A 15,112-nucleotide genomic window follows, 5' to 3' on the forward strand; every position below is an offset into this window, starting at 1 on the left:
AAACCCTCGCCTTAAGGTTGGGATGCGCTCCCTTTAGGCTGCTTTTGCAGCTCACCGAACCCACCGGCTTTAGCCGGTAGTGTTTCAGTGAGAATATGCTGGCGCATTAGGCGGGATAGCATAGAAAGGAGCGCAATAGAGAGTATCTTCATCGTTGGCTCCTTTCTTTTTTCCCAAATAGGTTCTGAAAGCCCCATGAAATAAGGGCTGAAGATTCCGAGAAGTTATCATCACTACGAGGAGGGATGAATATGGACATCATTCAAAAAACGAGCACCGTAAATACCACCGAGGCGAAAGGGAGAGAAATCCGGTATATTGTCGTGCATTATACGGCCGGAGTCTGCTCCAAGGCCGGAGCGGCTGCGGATGTGGCGGACTGGTTCGCCCATGGTCCCAGGGAAGCGTCGGCGGATTTCATCGTGGACGACGAGACCACGGTTCAGTATAATCCGGATCCGGCCAACCGCTATTGCTGGTCTGTGGGAGGCAAACATTACGGCAACAAAGGGGGAGCCCTGTACGAAGTAGCCCGGAATGCCAATTCCATCAGCGTAGAAATCTGCTCCACGAACAGCACAGGCCAAATGCAGGAACACAATGACTCAGGCTGGAGCTACACGGACGCGGTACTTGAGCGTGCGGCTGAACTGATTCGGCATCTGATGAAAGAATATGACGTGGATATCGACCATGTGATCCGCCATTACGACGTCAATGGAAAGCCATGCCCCGGTATCATCGGATGGAACGCCGAGACAGGGGACGAAAGCAAGTGGGAGGCATTCAGGAAAAAGCTGCAAGTGGAGGCATGACGGACTTCCCAGACAGACAAAAGCTGCTTGAGCAAGGAGAAAACGATTAAGGAGAGAATACATATGCTGCACTATTTTGAAGAACAAAACAAAAGCCTGGTCTTCCGGGAGAACGGAGAGACCGTGATGGTGACGCCCTGGGGGGCGGACAGCCTGCGGGTGAGGGCCACGTTCCTCGGGGACATCCTGGAGGGCAGCGCGGCTCTCCTGGAGACGGAAAATGCGGAAAGCGAAGTCCGAATAGAAATCGGAGAGCATACAGCCTCCATCGTAAACGGCGGCATCCGGGCGGAACTGAAAGTGGCGGACTGGGGAAAGGCCCTGCAGATGACCTTTTACAATCGAAAAGGTGAAATCCTGCTGCAGGAGATTCCAAACGGCGGCGCGCTGCAGAAGAAAGCCAGGCACTTCAAGTCCCTGCCCGGCGGCGGATATCGCCTGAAGGCTTCCTTTGTGTCCAATCCCGGGGAGAAAATCTACGGCTGCGGGCAGTACCAGCAGGAAGTCATGGACCTGAAAGGATGCAGCTTAGAGCTTGCCCACAGGAACTCCCAGGCCAGCGTCCCGTTCTATGTCTCCAGCCTGGGCTACGGTTTCCTCTGGCACAATGCCGCCATAGGCGAGGTGCATTTCGGCAGCAACACCACGGAATGGACGGCGGAGGAGACCCTGCAGCTGGACTACTGGATTACGGCAGGGGAGACCCCGGCGAAGATTCTGGAGTCGTATACCCGGGTGACCGGCAGGGCGCCCATGATGCCGGAATACGGCCTGGGGTTCTGGCAGTGTAAGCTTCGGTATTACAACCAGGAACAGGTAATCCGGATTGCCAGGGAGTACAAAAAGCGGGGCATACCCCTGGATGTGCTGGTCATCGACTATTATCACTGGCCCAGATGCGGCGACTGGCGCTTTGACGAGGAATATTTCCCGGACCCCGAGGCCATGATCAGGGAAGTCCAGGATATGGGCATCCGGCTGATGGTGTCCGTCTGGCCCCAGGTGGACTGGCGCAGCGAGAACTATGAGGAGATGAAGCAGCAGGGGCTGCTGGTCAAGAGCAATTCCGGCATTGATGTACAGATGGTATTCCACGGCAACAATGTGTTCCTGGATGCCACCAACCCAAGGACAAGGGCCTATGTGTGGGACAAGTGCAGGAAGAATTACTGGGATTACGGAATCAGCGCTTTCTGGCTGGATGAGGCGGAGCCGGAGTTCGGCACCTATGATTACGGCGATTATCGGTATCATGCAGGCCCGGTGGCCCGGGTGGGCAATCTCTACCCAAGGGAGTACGCGAGGCTTTTCTATGAGGGACAGCGCGAGGCGGGGCAGAAGGACATCGTGAACCTGATTCGCTGTGCGTGGGCGGGAAGCCAGAGGTACGGCGCTTTGGTCTGGTCCGGGGACATTATGTCCAATTATGAGGACTTCCGGAAGCAGATATGTGCGGGAATTCATATGGGAATCAGCGGAATCCCGTGGTGGACCACGGACATCGGAGGGTTTCACGGCGGAAATATCCATGACGAGGGCTTTCAGGAGCTGCTGGTCAGATGGTTCCAGTTCGGCGCTTTCTGCCCGGTGATGCGCCTCCACGGATGCCGCCAGCCGGCGGAATCAATCGTCAACCGGGCAGGGGAAGTGCGGGAATGGACCGGGGCGGAGAATGAAATCTGGAGCTATGGGCAGGAGAATTATGAAATCATGGTCAAGTTCATCCGCATCCGGGAGATGATGCGGGACTATATCCGCGGCCTGATGCGGGAAGCCCATGAGACCGGAAGTCCTGTCATGCGGGCCATGTTCTACGAGTTCCCGGAGGATGAGAACTGCTGGGACATCCGGGATGCTTATATGTTCGGTCCTGACATCCTGGTGGCCCCCATATGTCATGAAAAGGCCAGGAAGCGCAGCGTCTATCTGCCGTCAGGGACCTTTTTCCTCCACGCCGGCACAGGGGAGCGCTATGAGGGCGGGAAATGGTATGAGGTAGAGGCGGCCCTTGACACCCTGCCTGTTTTCCTGAGAGAGGGCAGACAGGAATATCTGGCAGGGCAGATTTAGGGATTTTCAGGATTTTTTGCGGGGACAGATTTTTTCTGTCCCCCTTTTTCTCTTTTGTATGGCAGATTTATATGACAGATTTGTAGGAAATGCTTGACTTTGGAGAGAACTTTTGGTAAAGTAGATTTATCCGCAGAGGGCGGGTATCAATACATCTGAAATATCTTGATATCTATAGTAGGTTTGGCATCAGTTTTATCAAAAATGTCCCGATTGGAACGAGATTAAAAATAATTTCTGAGAGAATGCTTTATTTTTGCATGGGAAAAAGAAAAGTCCCCGGTGTCAAATCGGGAACTTTTCGGATATACCTTATCGACTGCGGCGTAACATGATTATTTCCGCAGAGCCGCCCTCTTGCGCAGGGTGGGATCTAAGATCTTCTTGCGGATTCGCAGGTGGGCAGGCGTGACCTCCAGAAGCTCATCCGTGTCGATGAAGTCCAGGCACTGCTCCATGGACAGGATTCTGGGCGGCACCAGGCGCAGGGCTTCGTCGGAGCCGGATGCACGGGTGTTGGTCAGCTGCTTCTTCTTACATACGTTGACTTCGATGTCCTCGCTCCTGCCGGTCTGTCCTACCACCATGCCGGCATAGACTTTCTCGCCGGCGCCGATGAAGAGGGTGCCCCGTTCCTGGGCGTTGAACAGGCCGTAGGTGATGGATTCCCCCGCTTCAAAGGCAATCAGGGAGCCCAGCTTTCTGTACTGGATATCCCCCTTGTAGGGAGCGTAGCCGTCGAAGACCGTGTTCAGGATGCCGTTTCCCTTGGTGTCCGTGAGGAATTCCCCCCGGTAGCCGATCAGGCCCCTGGCGGGGATGGAGAACTCCAGGCGGGTGTAGGTGCCGCCGGAGATGCTGCCCATGTTGCGCAGCTCCCCTTTGCGCTGGCCCAGCTTTTCGATGACGGCCCCGGCGAACTCGTTGGGCACATCGATATAGGCCAGCTCCATGGGCTCTGTGCGCTTGCCGTTTTCATCTGTATGGTAGAGGACCTCCGCCTTGCTGACGGCGAATTCATAGCCCTCTCTGCGCATGTTCTCTATCAGCACAGACAGATGGAGCTCGCCCCGGCCCGATACCTTGAAGCACTCGGTAGTGTCCGTCTCCTCCACCCGCAGGGACACGTCCGTGTTCAGTTCCCGGAACAGCCTGTCGCGGATGTGGCGGCTGGTGACGTATTTTCCCTCCAGGCCTGCCAGGGGAGAGTCGTTTACCATGAACTGCATGGCGATGGTGGGCTCGCTGATTTTCTGGAAAGGGATGGGCGCTATGGCCTCCGGTGAGCAGAGGGTGTCCCCGATATGGATGTCCGCGATGCCGGAGATGGCCACGATGGAGCCGATGCCGGCTTCTTTAACGTCCACCTTGCCCAGGCCGTCGAACTCGTAGAGCTTGCTGACCTTGACCTTGCTCTGCTTGCCGGGGTCATGGTGGTTGCAGATGACCACTTCCTGGTTCACGCGGATCAGGCCGTTGTCCACCTTGCCGATGCCGATCCGGCCTACATATTCATTGTAGTCGATTGTGCTGATCAGCACCTGGGTTCCGGCCTCGGGATCGCCTTCGGGGGCCGGGATATAGTTTACGATGGTCTCGAACAGGGGTTCCATGCTGGCGCCGCTTCCGTCGGAATCCATGGAGGCGATGCCGGTTTTTGCGGAGGCATAGACAAAGGGGCAGTCCAGCTGGGCGTCGTCCGCGTCCAGCTCCAGGAACAGTTCCAGCACCTCGTCCACCACCTCGTCGGGCCTGGCCTCGGGGCGGTCGATTTTATTGATGCAGACGATGACGGGGAGCTTCAGTTCCAGGGCCTTGCGGAGCACGAACTTCGTCTGGGGCATGGGGCCCTCAAATGCGTCAACCACCAGGATGACGCCGTCCACCATCTTCAGCACCCGCTCCACCTCGCCGCCGAAATCGGCGTGTCCAGGGGTGTCCACGATATTGATTTTGGTGCCCTTGTACATGACGGCTGTATTCTTGGACAGAATGGTGATTCCACGCTCCCTTTCGATATCGTTGGAGTCCATGACGCGTTCCGTTATGTCCTGTCCTTCACGGAACACGCCGCTTTGCTTCAACAGCTCGTCCACCAGAGTGGTCTTGCCATGGTCTACATGGGCTATAATGGCAACGTTCCTTACATCTTCTCTTTTTTGTCTCATGATTTACCTCATTTCTGCGCCCCGCGCGTGAGGGCGGTTTCGGCGGCAGTCCCTTAAAATCCGGGGAGTGTCAGGATTTGTCTATCCTTGCCGATGGCTTTTTTCAACATATTTTCAAACTGTTACAGTATAGCACTATTTGCCTCAGGGCGCAAGGATTATTGGGGATGCGGAGCAGGATTATCGATTTTGAATAGATAAAAAAATGGAAAACAATATGGATTTGCAAAAAATGACGAAGTATGCGATGAGAAATTGTACTAAAACGGCAATTTCTATTGTATAAATAGTAATATCCAACCGTTCGGATAGTTATCCAGAAAGATTATCCTTTGCGGAGGTGTTACCGGAAAAAGTCTTAGAACAAGAAGGGAGAACGAAAATGACAGATAAGGTAATTGAAAACAACCAGGTGACGGTTATGGGGGAGATATCCAGTCCTTTTACCTATAGCCATGAAATCTTCGGGGAGGGCTTCTACATGATGGACGTGCGGTGCAAGAGACTCAGCGAAAGCTTTGACACCATTCCCATCATGGTATCTGAGAGGCTGATGGACGTGACTGTGGATTATACGGGAGAACTGATATGCGTGAACGGGCAGTTCCGCTCCTACAACCGTCATGAGGAGCGCAAGAACAGGCTCGTGCTCTCCGTGTTCGCAAGAGAGGTGAGCTTTGTGGACGAGATGGAGGAAAGCTCTAAGACGAATCAGATATTCCTGGACGGCTACATCTGCAAGGAGCCCATTTACAGGAAGACTCCCCTTGGGAGAGAAATCGCGGATCTGCTGCTTGCGGTGAACCGTCCCTATGGAAAGTCCGATTACATACCATGCATCTGCTGGGGCAGGAATGCCCGCTATGCCAATAATTTCAAGGTAGGAGAGCGCTGTGCCGTGTGGGGGCGGATACAGAGCAGGGAATATATGAAAAAGCTGGATGAGGAGAATGTGGAGAGAAGAGTGGCCTTTGAGGTATCTGTCAGCAAACTGGAACTGATTGAGGACGGTGAACTGGGATAATACGGGGCCGATTGCAAATGATTTGCCAAAATCAGGAAAGTGTGGTATGCTAGAACCATCCGAAATATTGCCTTTGCAAAGAAAATGAGGTGTGGTATGGCAAAAGGATTGGTTTATATATACGCTGGCGGCGGAAAGGGGAAGTCCCCGGCGGCTCTTGGCAGGGCCCTGCAGGCCGCGATGGAGGGGGAAAGCGTGGTCATCCTCCAGTTCCTGAAAGGAAATGGCATGAAATCACAGGATTTCCTGCGCAGGATGGAACCGGAGATAAAGCTGTTCTGTTTCGAGAAATCCGATGAGAGTTACGAGAATCTCTCGGAGGAGAAGAAGCAGGAAGAGATTGCCAATATCAAAAATGAGATGAACTTCGCCAAAAAGGTGCTGGCCACCAGGGAGTGCGATTTGCTGATACTGGACGAGGTGCTCCGGCTGGTGGAGAAGAAAATCGTGTCCGTGGAGGATTTGAAAGCGCTGCTGGAATGCAGGGGAGATACGGATATCATCCTGACAGGCAAAAAGGCGGGGGAGGATATCTGCGCCCTGGCAGATGAGATTTCCCGGATCGAGACCTGGACGCCGGAAGCGAAAGTCAGGGCTTGACAATAAATCCATTGACAGCATCTCTATATGATGTTATGATTTATGACAACAGGAGACTGGAGAAGCCGGTTTTCTGGTGTATAAAAAATAAATGTAAGAAGATAGAGGTTGCGTTTTTCAAGAGTACTTTTTCGGATGCGGCAGGCGCAGAGGAAGAAAAGGGAAAGGGGAACACGCCGAAAGAGGGGATGATCTGCTCATTGACTCTTGGGCATGCAGTTAAGAGCTGCATGACTGTCATCTGTTCATGAGATGGTGCGCTATCGGTACATATCCTATTGGATTCATTCGCCGGCGCTTTTGTGTCGGCGATTGTTTCATTACAATAGAGGAATGAAAAATGATGGAGGAGAAAAGATGTCTATTTTTAAGGGCTCGGGTGTGGCTATTGTTACGCCCATGACAGACAAAGGTGAAGTGAATTATGAACAGTTTGCGAAGCTGCTGGAATTTCAGATTGCAAAGGGGACGGATGCCATCATAGTCTGCGGGACCACAGGCGAGTCGTCCACTTTGACCCATGAGGAGCATCTGGAGGTCATCCGTTACTGTGCGGAAGTGGTGGCGGGACGCATCCCGGTGGTGGCCGGCACTGGTTCCAACTGCACGGATACGGCTATCTATCTGTCTAAGGAGGCGGAGAAGTCCGGAGTGGACGGACTACTGCTGGTGAGCCCTTATTACAACAAGGCTACCCAGAACGGTCTGTACGCGCATTTCAAGGCGGTGGCGGATTCGGTGAAGCTTCCTGTCCTGCTCTACAATGTGCCCAGCAGGACCAGCTGCAATATCGCACCGGAGACGATTCTGCGACTGTGCACCGATGTGGAGAACATCGTGGGCGTCAAGGAAGCCAGCGGCGATATCAGCCAGATAGCCCGTCTGGCGGCCATCTCCGGCGGCAAGATAGACATCTACTCCGGAAATGACAACCAGATCGTTCCTGTCATGTCCCTGGGCGGCATCGGCGTGATTTCTGTCCTGGCGAACGTAGCGCCTGCCCAGACCCATGAAATCTGTCAGAAATATCTGGACGGCGACGCGAAGGAAAGCTGCAGGCTGCAGCTGGAGGCCATGGAACTGTGCGATGCGCTGTTCTGTGAGGTGAACCCGATTCCGGTAAAGAAAGCGCTCAGCCTGATGGGCATAATAGACGGCGCGCTGCGCATGCCTTTGAGCGAGATGGAGCCCGCGAATACAGAGCGTCTGGAAAAGGCAATGCGGGCATACGGGATACTGTAATCCTGAATTAGACTGGGCTGCTTCGTCGGGCTTATTTCCGACGCGGGAGCCCTTTTGACGCATTTAGGAACAATGGTGGAACGGCATCTGCAGGGCATGACATTGAGAAGGCGGATGCGGTACTGATATGATTGCCATGAACAGGAGGAAGGCTTATGATAAGAATTATCATGCACGGCTGCAATGGAAAAATGGGACAGGTCATCAGGGGACTTCTGGAGGCGGACGGGGATGCGAAGCTGGTAGCAGGCATCGATGTGTTCGACGACGGAAAGAGCCCGTACCCGGTTTTTACGGATATCAGGGAGTGTGATGTGGAGGCCGACTGTCTGGTAGATTTCTCTACGGCCGGGGCTGTGGACAGGATGCTGGACTATTGTGTGGAGAAGAAGCTCCCCTGTGTGCTCTGCACCACAGGCCTCGGTGAGGAGCAGCTGAAGAAAGCGGACCAGGCGGCAAAGGCTATCGCCTTGCTTCGGTCTGCCAATATGTCCCTGGGGATAAACCTGCTTTTGAAGCTTTTGAAGAATGCGGCAGGAGTGCTGGCTCCCGCTGGTTTCGACATGGAAATCGTGGAAAAGCATCATAACCTGAAAGTGGACGCGCCCAGCGGGACTGCCATCGCTCTTGCGGATGCCATCAATGAGGAGTTAGATGGGACTTACTCCTATACTTACGACAGGAGCGTAAGGCGGGAGAGGCGCCCGGAGAAAGAGATCGGCATCAGCGCGGTCAGAGGCGGCACCATCGTGGGGGATCATGATGTCATTTTTGCCGGCCCGGACGAAGTCATCACCTTTTCCCACAGGGCCTACTCCAAGGCCGTCTTTGGCAAGGGAGCTGTCCAGGCCGCGAAATTCCTGGCCGGAAAGCCTGCGGGCAGATACGATATGAGCGATGTGATCGAGGCGGCGCTGTAAGGAGCTTATCGGTGCGGGAATAGGTCCGCGCACTTGGGGAGATGAGGGAGCATACATGAAGGAGAAAGACAATCAGGTCTTGAAAGTTCTGGCAAAGCAGTACAGGAGCGTTGCAGAAGCTTCTACGGAGATCATCAATCTGCAGTCGATCATGAACCTGCCCAAGGGGACGGAGCATTTCCTGACGGATATCCACGGAGAATACGAGCAGTTCAACCATGTGCTGAGAAACGGCTCCGGCTCCGTGCGCAAGAAAATCGATGAAGAATTCGGCAACACTATCAGCAGCAAGGATAAGAAGAGCCTGGCCACATTGATTTACTACCCGGAGGAAAAGCTGGAAATCGTCAAAAAGGAAGAGGATAATCTGGAGGACTGGTACAAAATTTCCCTCCACAGGCTGGTGCAGATCATCAAGAGGGTGTCTTCAAAATATACCCGCTCAAAGGTACGCAAGGCGCTGCCGAAAGATTTCGCCTATGTCATTGAAGAGCTGATTACGGAAAAAGAAGAGATTCACGACAAAGAGGCATACTACAACGAAATCATCCACACCATCATCAGAATCGGGCGGGCTCCTCAGTTCATCATAGCATTGAGCCAGCTGATACAGCGCCTGGTCATAGACCATCTTCACATCGTGGGGGACATCTATGACAGAGGCCCCGGACCCCATGTCATCATGGACATTCTGTGCGGCTACCATTCCGTGGACGTACAGTGGGGGAACCACGATGTGTCATGGATGGGGGCGGCCAGCGGACACATGGCCTGCATCGCCAACGTGATCCGGATAGCGGCCCGCTATGGAAACCTGGATACATTGGAGGACGGCTATGGCATCAACTTGCTGCCTCTGGCCACTTTCGCCATGGATGCCTATGAGAATACGGACTGCAGCGTGTTCGTCATCCGGACGGGCAAGAACCGCAACGGAAAGGCACTGGACGTGGACATCAGGATGCACAAGGCCATAGCCATCCTGCAGTTCAAGCTGGAGGGACAGCTGCTAGGGCGCCATCCGGAGTTTGGCATGGAGGACCGAATGCTGCTGAACAGAATCGATTACGAAAGGGGAACCATCCGCATCGGCGGAAAGGAATATGCCATGCGGGACATGGACTTTCCCACCATAGACCCCGGTGCCCCCTTTGCCCTGACGGAAGAGGAGGAGCAGGTCATGAAAGGGCTGCAGCAGGCTTTCATGAACTGCGAGAAGCTGCAGCGCCATGTGCGCTTTCTCTATTCCAAGGGAGGCCTGTACAAAATCTACAACGGCAACCTCCTCTACCATGGCTGCATGCCCATGGAGGAGGACGGAAGCTTTGCCAGCGTGGAGATTTACGGAAAACAGTACAGCGGTAAAGCCTTGTATGATATTCTGGAATATTATGCCAGGAGAGGGTATTATGCCAAGGACGAGGCAGAGCGCGCCGCCGGACAGGATATGATGTGGTATATCTGGGCCGGAAAAGGTTCGCCTGTGTTCGGCAAGGATAAAATGGCTACTTTTGAACGATATTTCATAGAGGAAAAGGAGACCCATGCGGAGCGCAAGAACAGTTATTATACCCTGCTGGAAAAGGAAGAGACCGTGGACCGAATCCTGAAGGAATTCGGCCTGCGGGACAGGGAGGCCCACATCGTCAACGGCCATGTGCCCGTGGAGCAGATACATGGGGAGTCCCCCATCAAATGCGGCGGCAGGCTGCTGATCATCGACGGAGGTTTTTCCAAAGCTTATCAGAAAAAGACCGGCATAGCCGGATATACGCTGGTATGTAATTCCAGGGGGATGCAGCTGGTGGCCCACGAGCCTTTTGAGTCTTCTTATGCGGCCATCGTGAATGAGTCCGATCTGTTTTCCCATTCCATCGATGTGGAGACTTATGTCCACAGAAAAATGGTGGCGGATACGGATGTTGGAGAGGAAATCAGGGAACAGATTTATTATCTGGAGGAGCTGCTGGAGGCGTATCGGGATGGGGCGATCAGGGAAGAATAAGTAAGCGCTAAAGGCATTCTCAGGCGCATGCCCTGACGCAGATTCTGTCTGCGCAATCGGCAGACGCCTGAGACAATTGCTTATCTTACAGCGCCTCTGGTAGTGCCGGCACCGTTCGTGGTACTGCCTGCGGTGCCGTTTCCTGCGCCGGTACCGTTCGTGGTGCTGCCTGCGGTGCCGTTTCCGCCGGAAGTGGTGCCGCTGCCGTTTGTGGAATTGTTGTCGTTGCCGGTGAGGTCATCCGTGATATTGTCGATGCCGTCAGTGACATCATCCACCGCGTCGTCGATGACATCGCCCGCGTCGTCCAGCAGGGAATCGTCGTTTCCGTTTGTGGCGCCGCCGGTGTTATTGCCATTGCTGTCCGAGCCGTTGGTATTGCTTCCGTTGGTATTATTTCCGTTGGAATTGCTGCCGTTCGTGTTGCTGTCCGAGCCGTCTGTGCTGCTGCCGGCAGCGCTGGAGCCGGAACCCTGTGTGCTGGTCCCGGCCATGCTGTCAGAGCTGTTGCCTTTTTTGTCATTGTTGGTGCAGGCGGTAGCCATGCACACATAGGCCAGCACCAGCCCTAATGCCAAAAGCTTTTTGGCTCCTGCAAAATTCTTTCCTTTTTTCATAGTTTCCTCCATTCTGATACGTGAATATGGAAGTGTCTGCAATTTTCCGACAATTCCTATTGGTAGATAGAAAATACATCAGACTTGTTCCGCGCAGAATCTGCCAGTGGAATCCCGCGCGGGACAGCTGATATGCACTAGTATGTGACTTCTGATTGATTTTATACAGCAAAAAATAAATTAGGAATAAATTGGGAAAGGTAAATTTTAGAATGGAATTCAGACCATGCATAGATATCCATAACGGCAGCGTCAAGCAGATTGTAGGCGGGAGCCTGCGGGATGCCGGGGACGCGGCCAAGGAGAACTTTGTGGCAGAGCGGGGGGCGGCGTATTACGCGGAGCTTTACCGGGATGCCGGACTCAGGGGCGGGCATGTGATATTGCTGAACGCAAAAGACAGCGGCCAATATGCCGCTACGAAGAACCAGGCGCTGCAGGCGCTGGCGGCCTATCCGGGCGGCCTGCAGGCGGGAGGCGGCATCACCCCGGAAAACGCGGCGGATTTCCTGAAGGCAGGCGCCTCCCATGTCATAGTCACCTCTTATGTGTTCCGGGACGGACAGATTGATTACGACAGGCTGGAGCGTATGAGGGATGCAGTGGGAAGTAAAAGGCTGGTGCTGGACTTAAGCTGCAGAAAAAAGAAAGAAGACTATTATGTAGTCACAGACAGATGGCAGAAGATGACGGAGGAGAAGGTGGAGGAGGCGCTGCTGGAGCGGCTCTCGGGATACTGTGACGAGTTCCTGATACACGCCGTGGACGTGGAGGGGAAATCCCGGGGAATCGAGGAGGAACTGGCCCTTTTTTTAGGCAACTGGGGGGGAAATGCCATGACCTACGCGGGCGGCGTGCACAGCTATGAGGATCTGGAGCTGCTGAAAAAGCTGGGAAAGAACCGCCTGAACGTCACGATCGGGAGCGCGTTGGATTTGTTCGGCGGTACGCTTTCCTGGAAAAAAGTGTCGGAAATGTGCAAGAAAGATTGAGATGATTGTGGAAAATGCGCGCAAAAAAGCCTTTATTTATGTTTTTATGCATAAAATAGGTTTTTTTGTTTGTGAGAATATAACAAAAAGCTGCCGTTATCGTTGAAGTGTTTCTCTGTTTATGGTAAAATACTAAAAGGTTATTTGGAGGTGACTTTTATGGTACGTAAGGGACATAAGCGCAAGAATAACCATGTGGTGATTGTTACATCCGATGCAACGGACAGCAAAGTGAGACAGTTTCGGGTCCGACCCTGGATTCTGCAGACAGTTATCCTGGTTCAGTGCGTGATTATCGGCGCGCTGATCGGATTCTTTTTGTATGAGAGGGATGTGTGGGCCGGTGAGCTTCAACAGACGGAATCGGAGAACGAGGCGATTGCGGCTCTGGAGCAGGAAAAAGCCGAGCTGGAGGGACAGATAGCCGATCTGAACGGTGAGATAGATGACCTGAATGTAAAGATAGGGATTCTCAGTGAGACCGTGACCCAGAAGACGCAGACGGAGACCCAACTGTCCGAGCAACTGGAGAAACAGACCATGCCTACGGAATTTCCGCTGACGGGAAAGGCCAGCATGGAGGAAACTGCAGAGGAGAATGGCAATCCTATCTGTATCTTTACGGCTTCCGAGGGTTCTATGGTGGTGGCCGCTGCCAGCGGTTCTGTCATCGTAGTCAATGAAGATCCCGAGTATGGGAACAATGTATGGGTGGATCACGGCAATGGCTATACCACGATTTACAGAAGCGCGGGAGAAGTAAAGGTAAAGCAGGGAGAAACAGTCACACAGGGAGCTACTTTGTTCGTGATTACGGGCGAGGGAGGCAAGCTGGGGTATCAGGTGACACGGGATGGTGCGTATATCAGTCCCATGGAAATACTGGAAATCAGCGGCTGATGAAAAGCGGAGGAAGGGAAAATGAGGAAAAGCGAGACACAGATTTCAACCATTATCGGAATGAACGCGGTATGCGACGGCGATTTTAAGGCCGAGGGAGCCATCCGGATCGATGGCACAGTGAATGGCAACGTGACGGTGACCGATACCGTGATCGTGGGGGTTTCGGGCTGCATCAATGGCGATATCAATTCGCAGAAGGTCATCATCGGCGGAGAGGTGTACGGCAATCTGAATGTGCCGGAGAAAGTGGAACTCACATCCACGGCCAGAGTCATCGGCGATATTACCACAAACGGCCTTGTGATTGACGAGCAGGCAATCTTCCAGGGCAACTGCAACATGAACCAGGATGCCAGCAAGCGGCCCAAGCCGAACCGCAGGGAGCTGAAGGGGATGCAGAAGGAAGCCAGGTCAGCCGTTGCGGAGGCCCTGAACAATATAGAGTCAGGTTCCGGGGAAGAGGGAAGCCAATCTTAAGCAGCCGGCAGGATGCAATTGTAAGATGAAGCTGTAATATACATAAAAAAGCAGGGATGCCGTTTCTGACATGCCTGCTTTTTCGTCTGTCTATCTTATGCCTGTGGAACTTCGGAATCCCCAAGGGATTTTTTCCGGCGCAGGCGTTTAAATACTGTCTCATAACCGTCGTTTCCATAGTTCAGGGATCTGTTCACACGGCTGATGGTGGCGGTGGAGGCCCCGGTCTTCTCGGCAATTTCCAGATATGTGTTATGGTTCTTGAGCATGGCGGCCACCTCGAACCGCTGTGAGATGGAGAGCAGCTCATTGACCGTGCACAGATCCTCGAAGAAACTGTAGCATTCCTCTCTGTTCTCCAGACAGAGAATGGCATCGAACAGGAAATCCACGGCGTCGCTTTTTACTTTTTTGTTCATGTTAAGTACCTCTTGATTGCATTGTGATGTTTATCATTTTACCATATTAAAGTTTTAAAGTAAAGGCGGAAAACTTTAAGAAATTTTTTGAAACAAAATGTTGTCATGTAGTAATGAATACTATATAATCAATCTTAGACAAGAAAACTTGGACAACGGAAATCTGACCTTGCTTTCTGTTGTAGAACACAAGAGAGGGGACGGATATGACGATTGATAATGATAACTTATTGAACAGCATACTTGAAAGTCTGGACAGGGTGAAATATATCAGCCCGGAGGATATCCCGAACATTGATTTGTATATGGACCAGGTCACCACGTTCATGGACAGCCATCTGCAGTCGGCTGCCAGATATCCCGGCGAGGACAAGATACTGACCAAGACCATGATCAACAACTATGCGAAGAGCGATTTGCTGCCTCCTCCTGTGAAGAAGAAATATTCCAGAGAGCATGTGATGCTGCTGGTATTCATCTATTATTACAAGGGAATCCTTTCCATCAATGACATACAGACGCTTTTGAAGCCTATCACGGAGCATTATTTCCAGAACGGACAGGCATATGATATGGAGGCCATCTACAGGGAGGCTTTCGGCATGGAGGACAAGATGCTTCAGTCCATGAAGGCGGACGTGGAGGAGAAGTTCCGGGTTTCCCAGGAAGCCTTTCAGGGCGCCCCCCAGGAGGACATGGAGTTCCTCCATAAGTTCGCCTTTATCTGCACGCTGGGTTTTGACGTATATATGAAAAAGCTGATGATTGAAAAGATGATAGACGAGCTGGGGGCCGGCGGACAGGAGCCGGGGAAGAAGAAAGCCCATAAGGCCAAGTCGGAAGAGGCAAAAAAAGTGTAA

At 53.0% G+C, this 15,112-nt stretch carries 14 protein-coding genes and 1 riboswitch; of the genes, 11 read left to right on the plus strand and 3 right to left on the minus strand.

Going from position 1 to position 15,112, the window contains the following annotated elements:
- Positions 1 to 251 precede the first annotated feature (251 nt).
- Positions 252 to 815, plus strand: coding sequence for a peptidoglycan recognition protein family protein (locus tag NFS35_RS12150; protein WP_251207391.1), 564 nt, complete (start codon positions 252 to 254; stop codon positions 813 to 815).
- Positions 816 to 878: 63 nt separating this feature from the next.
- Positions 879 to 2,885, plus strand: a complete 2,007-nt coding sequence (locus tag NFS35_RS12155; RefSeq protein ID WP_251207392.1) for a glycoside hydrolase family 31 protein — start codon at positions 879 to 881, stop codon at positions 2,883 to 2,885.
- A gap of 335 nt (positions 2,886 to 3,220) precedes the next feature.
- On the opposite strand, the gene typA is transcribed toward NFS35_RS12155, so the two are convergent.
- Positions 3,221 to 5,053, minus strand: a complete 1,833-nt coding sequence (gene typA, locus NFS35_RS12160) for a translational GTPase TypA (RefSeq protein WP_251207393.1) — start codon at positions 5,051 to 5,053, stop codon at positions 3,221 to 3,223.
- A gap of 382 nt (positions 5,054 to 5,435) precedes the next feature.
- On the opposite strand from typA, the gene NFS35_RS12165 reads away from it, so the two are divergent.
- The 5 genes from NFS35_RS12165 to NFS35_RS12185 all read left to right on the plus strand — a co-directional run bounded on the left by NFS35_RS12165 (position 5,436) and on the right by NFS35_RS12185 (position 10,844).
- Positions 5,436 to 6,077 (plus strand): single-stranded DNA-binding protein, encoded by a 642-nt coding sequence (locus tag NFS35_RS12165; protein ID WP_251207394.1) that lies wholly within the window; start codon positions 5,436 to 5,438, stop codon positions 6,075 to 6,077.
- Between the two features lie 96 nt (positions 6,078 to 6,173).
- Positions 6,174 to 6,677 (plus strand): cob(I)yrinic acid a,c-diamide adenosyltransferase, encoded by a 504-nt coding sequence (locus NFS35_RS12170; protein WP_251207395.1) that lies wholly within the window; start codon positions 6,174 to 6,176, stop codon positions 6,675 to 6,677.
- A 94-nt stretch (positions 6,678 to 6,771) separates the two neighbouring features.
- A riboswitch (Lysine riboswitch) is annotated at positions 6,772 to 6,948 on the plus strand.
- Positions 6,949 to 7,034: 86 nt separating this feature from the next.
- A complete protein-coding gene (dapA, locus tag NFS35_RS12175) occupies positions 7,035 to 7,919 on the plus strand; it encodes a 4-hydroxy-tetrahydrodipicolinate synthase (RefSeq protein WP_251207396.1) in 885 nt (294 codons plus the stop codon).
- Between the two features lie 155 nt (positions 7,920 to 8,074).
- The gene (gene dapB / locus NFS35_RS12180; protein ID WP_251207397.1) at positions 8,075 to 8,839 is read left to right on the plus strand and encodes a 4-hydroxy-tetrahydrodipicolinate reductase; all 765 of its coding nucleotides are present in this window, start codon (positions 8,075 to 8,077) and stop codon (positions 8,837 to 8,839) included.
- Positions 8,840 to 8,894: 55 nt separating this feature from the next.
- Positions 8,895 to 10,844, plus strand: a complete 1,950-nt coding sequence (locus NFS35_RS12185; protein ID WP_251207398.1) for a fructose-1,6-bisphosphatase — start codon at positions 8,895 to 8,897, stop codon at positions 10,842 to 10,844.
- An 80-nt stretch (positions 10,845 to 10,924) separates the two neighbouring features.
- Here the strand turns inward: NFS35_RS12185 and NFS35_RS12190 are convergent, their stop codons facing one another.
- Positions 10,925 to 11,461, minus strand: a complete 537-nt coding sequence (locus NFS35_RS12190) for a hypothetical protein (RefSeq protein WP_251207399.1) — start codon at positions 11,459 to 11,461, stop codon at positions 10,925 to 10,927.
- Positions 11,462 to 11,673: 212 nt separating this feature from the next.
- On the opposite strand from NFS35_RS12190, the gene hisA reads away from it, so the two are divergent.
- From hisA to NFS35_RS12205, 3 genes are all read left to right on the plus strand, one after another.
- A complete protein-coding gene (gene hisA, locus NFS35_RS12195) occupies positions 11,674 to 12,453 on the plus strand; it encodes a phosphoribosylformimino-5-aminoimidazole carboxamide ribotide isomerase (RefSeq protein WP_251207400.1) in 780 nt (259 codons plus the stop codon).
- A gap of 159 nt (positions 12,454 to 12,612) precedes the next feature.
- Positions 12,613 to 13,353 (plus strand): murein hydrolase activator EnvC family protein, encoded by a 741-nt coding sequence (locus NFS35_RS12200; RefSeq protein WP_251207401.1) that lies wholly within the window; start codon positions 12,613 to 12,615, stop codon positions 13,351 to 13,353.
- Between the two features lie 21 nt (positions 13,354 to 13,374).
- Positions 13,375 to 13,833 carry a bactofilin family protein gene (locus NFS35_RS12205; RefSeq protein ID WP_251207402.1) on the plus strand — a complete coding sequence of 153 codons (459 nt, stop codon included), beginning with the start codon at positions 13,375 to 13,377 and terminating at the stop codon, positions 13,831 to 13,833.
- Between the two features lie 95 nt (positions 13,834 to 13,928).
- Here NFS35_RS12205 and NFS35_RS12210 read toward each other — a convergent pair whose 3' ends face one another.
- Positions 13,929 to 14,252: a YerC/YecD family TrpR-related protein gene (locus NFS35_RS12210; protein ID WP_251207403.1), complete on the minus strand. Its 324-nt coding sequence runs from the start codon at positions 14,250 to 14,252 to the stop codon at positions 13,929 to 13,931.
- 206 nt (positions 14,253 to 14,458) lie between these two features.
- Here NFS35_RS12210 and NFS35_RS12215 point away from each other — a divergent pair, with 206 nt between their 5' ends.
- Positions 14,459 to 15,112, plus strand: a complete 654-nt coding sequence (locus tag NFS35_RS12215) for a DUF1836 domain-containing protein (RefSeq protein WP_251207404.1) — start codon at positions 14,459 to 14,461, stop codon at positions 15,110 to 15,112.

Source organism: Acetatifactor aquisgranensis (assembly GCF_943193215.1).
GTDB classification, from domain to species: domain Bacteria; phylum Bacillota; class Clostridia; order Lachnospirales; family Lachnospiraceae; genus Acetatifactor; species Acetatifactor aquisgranensis.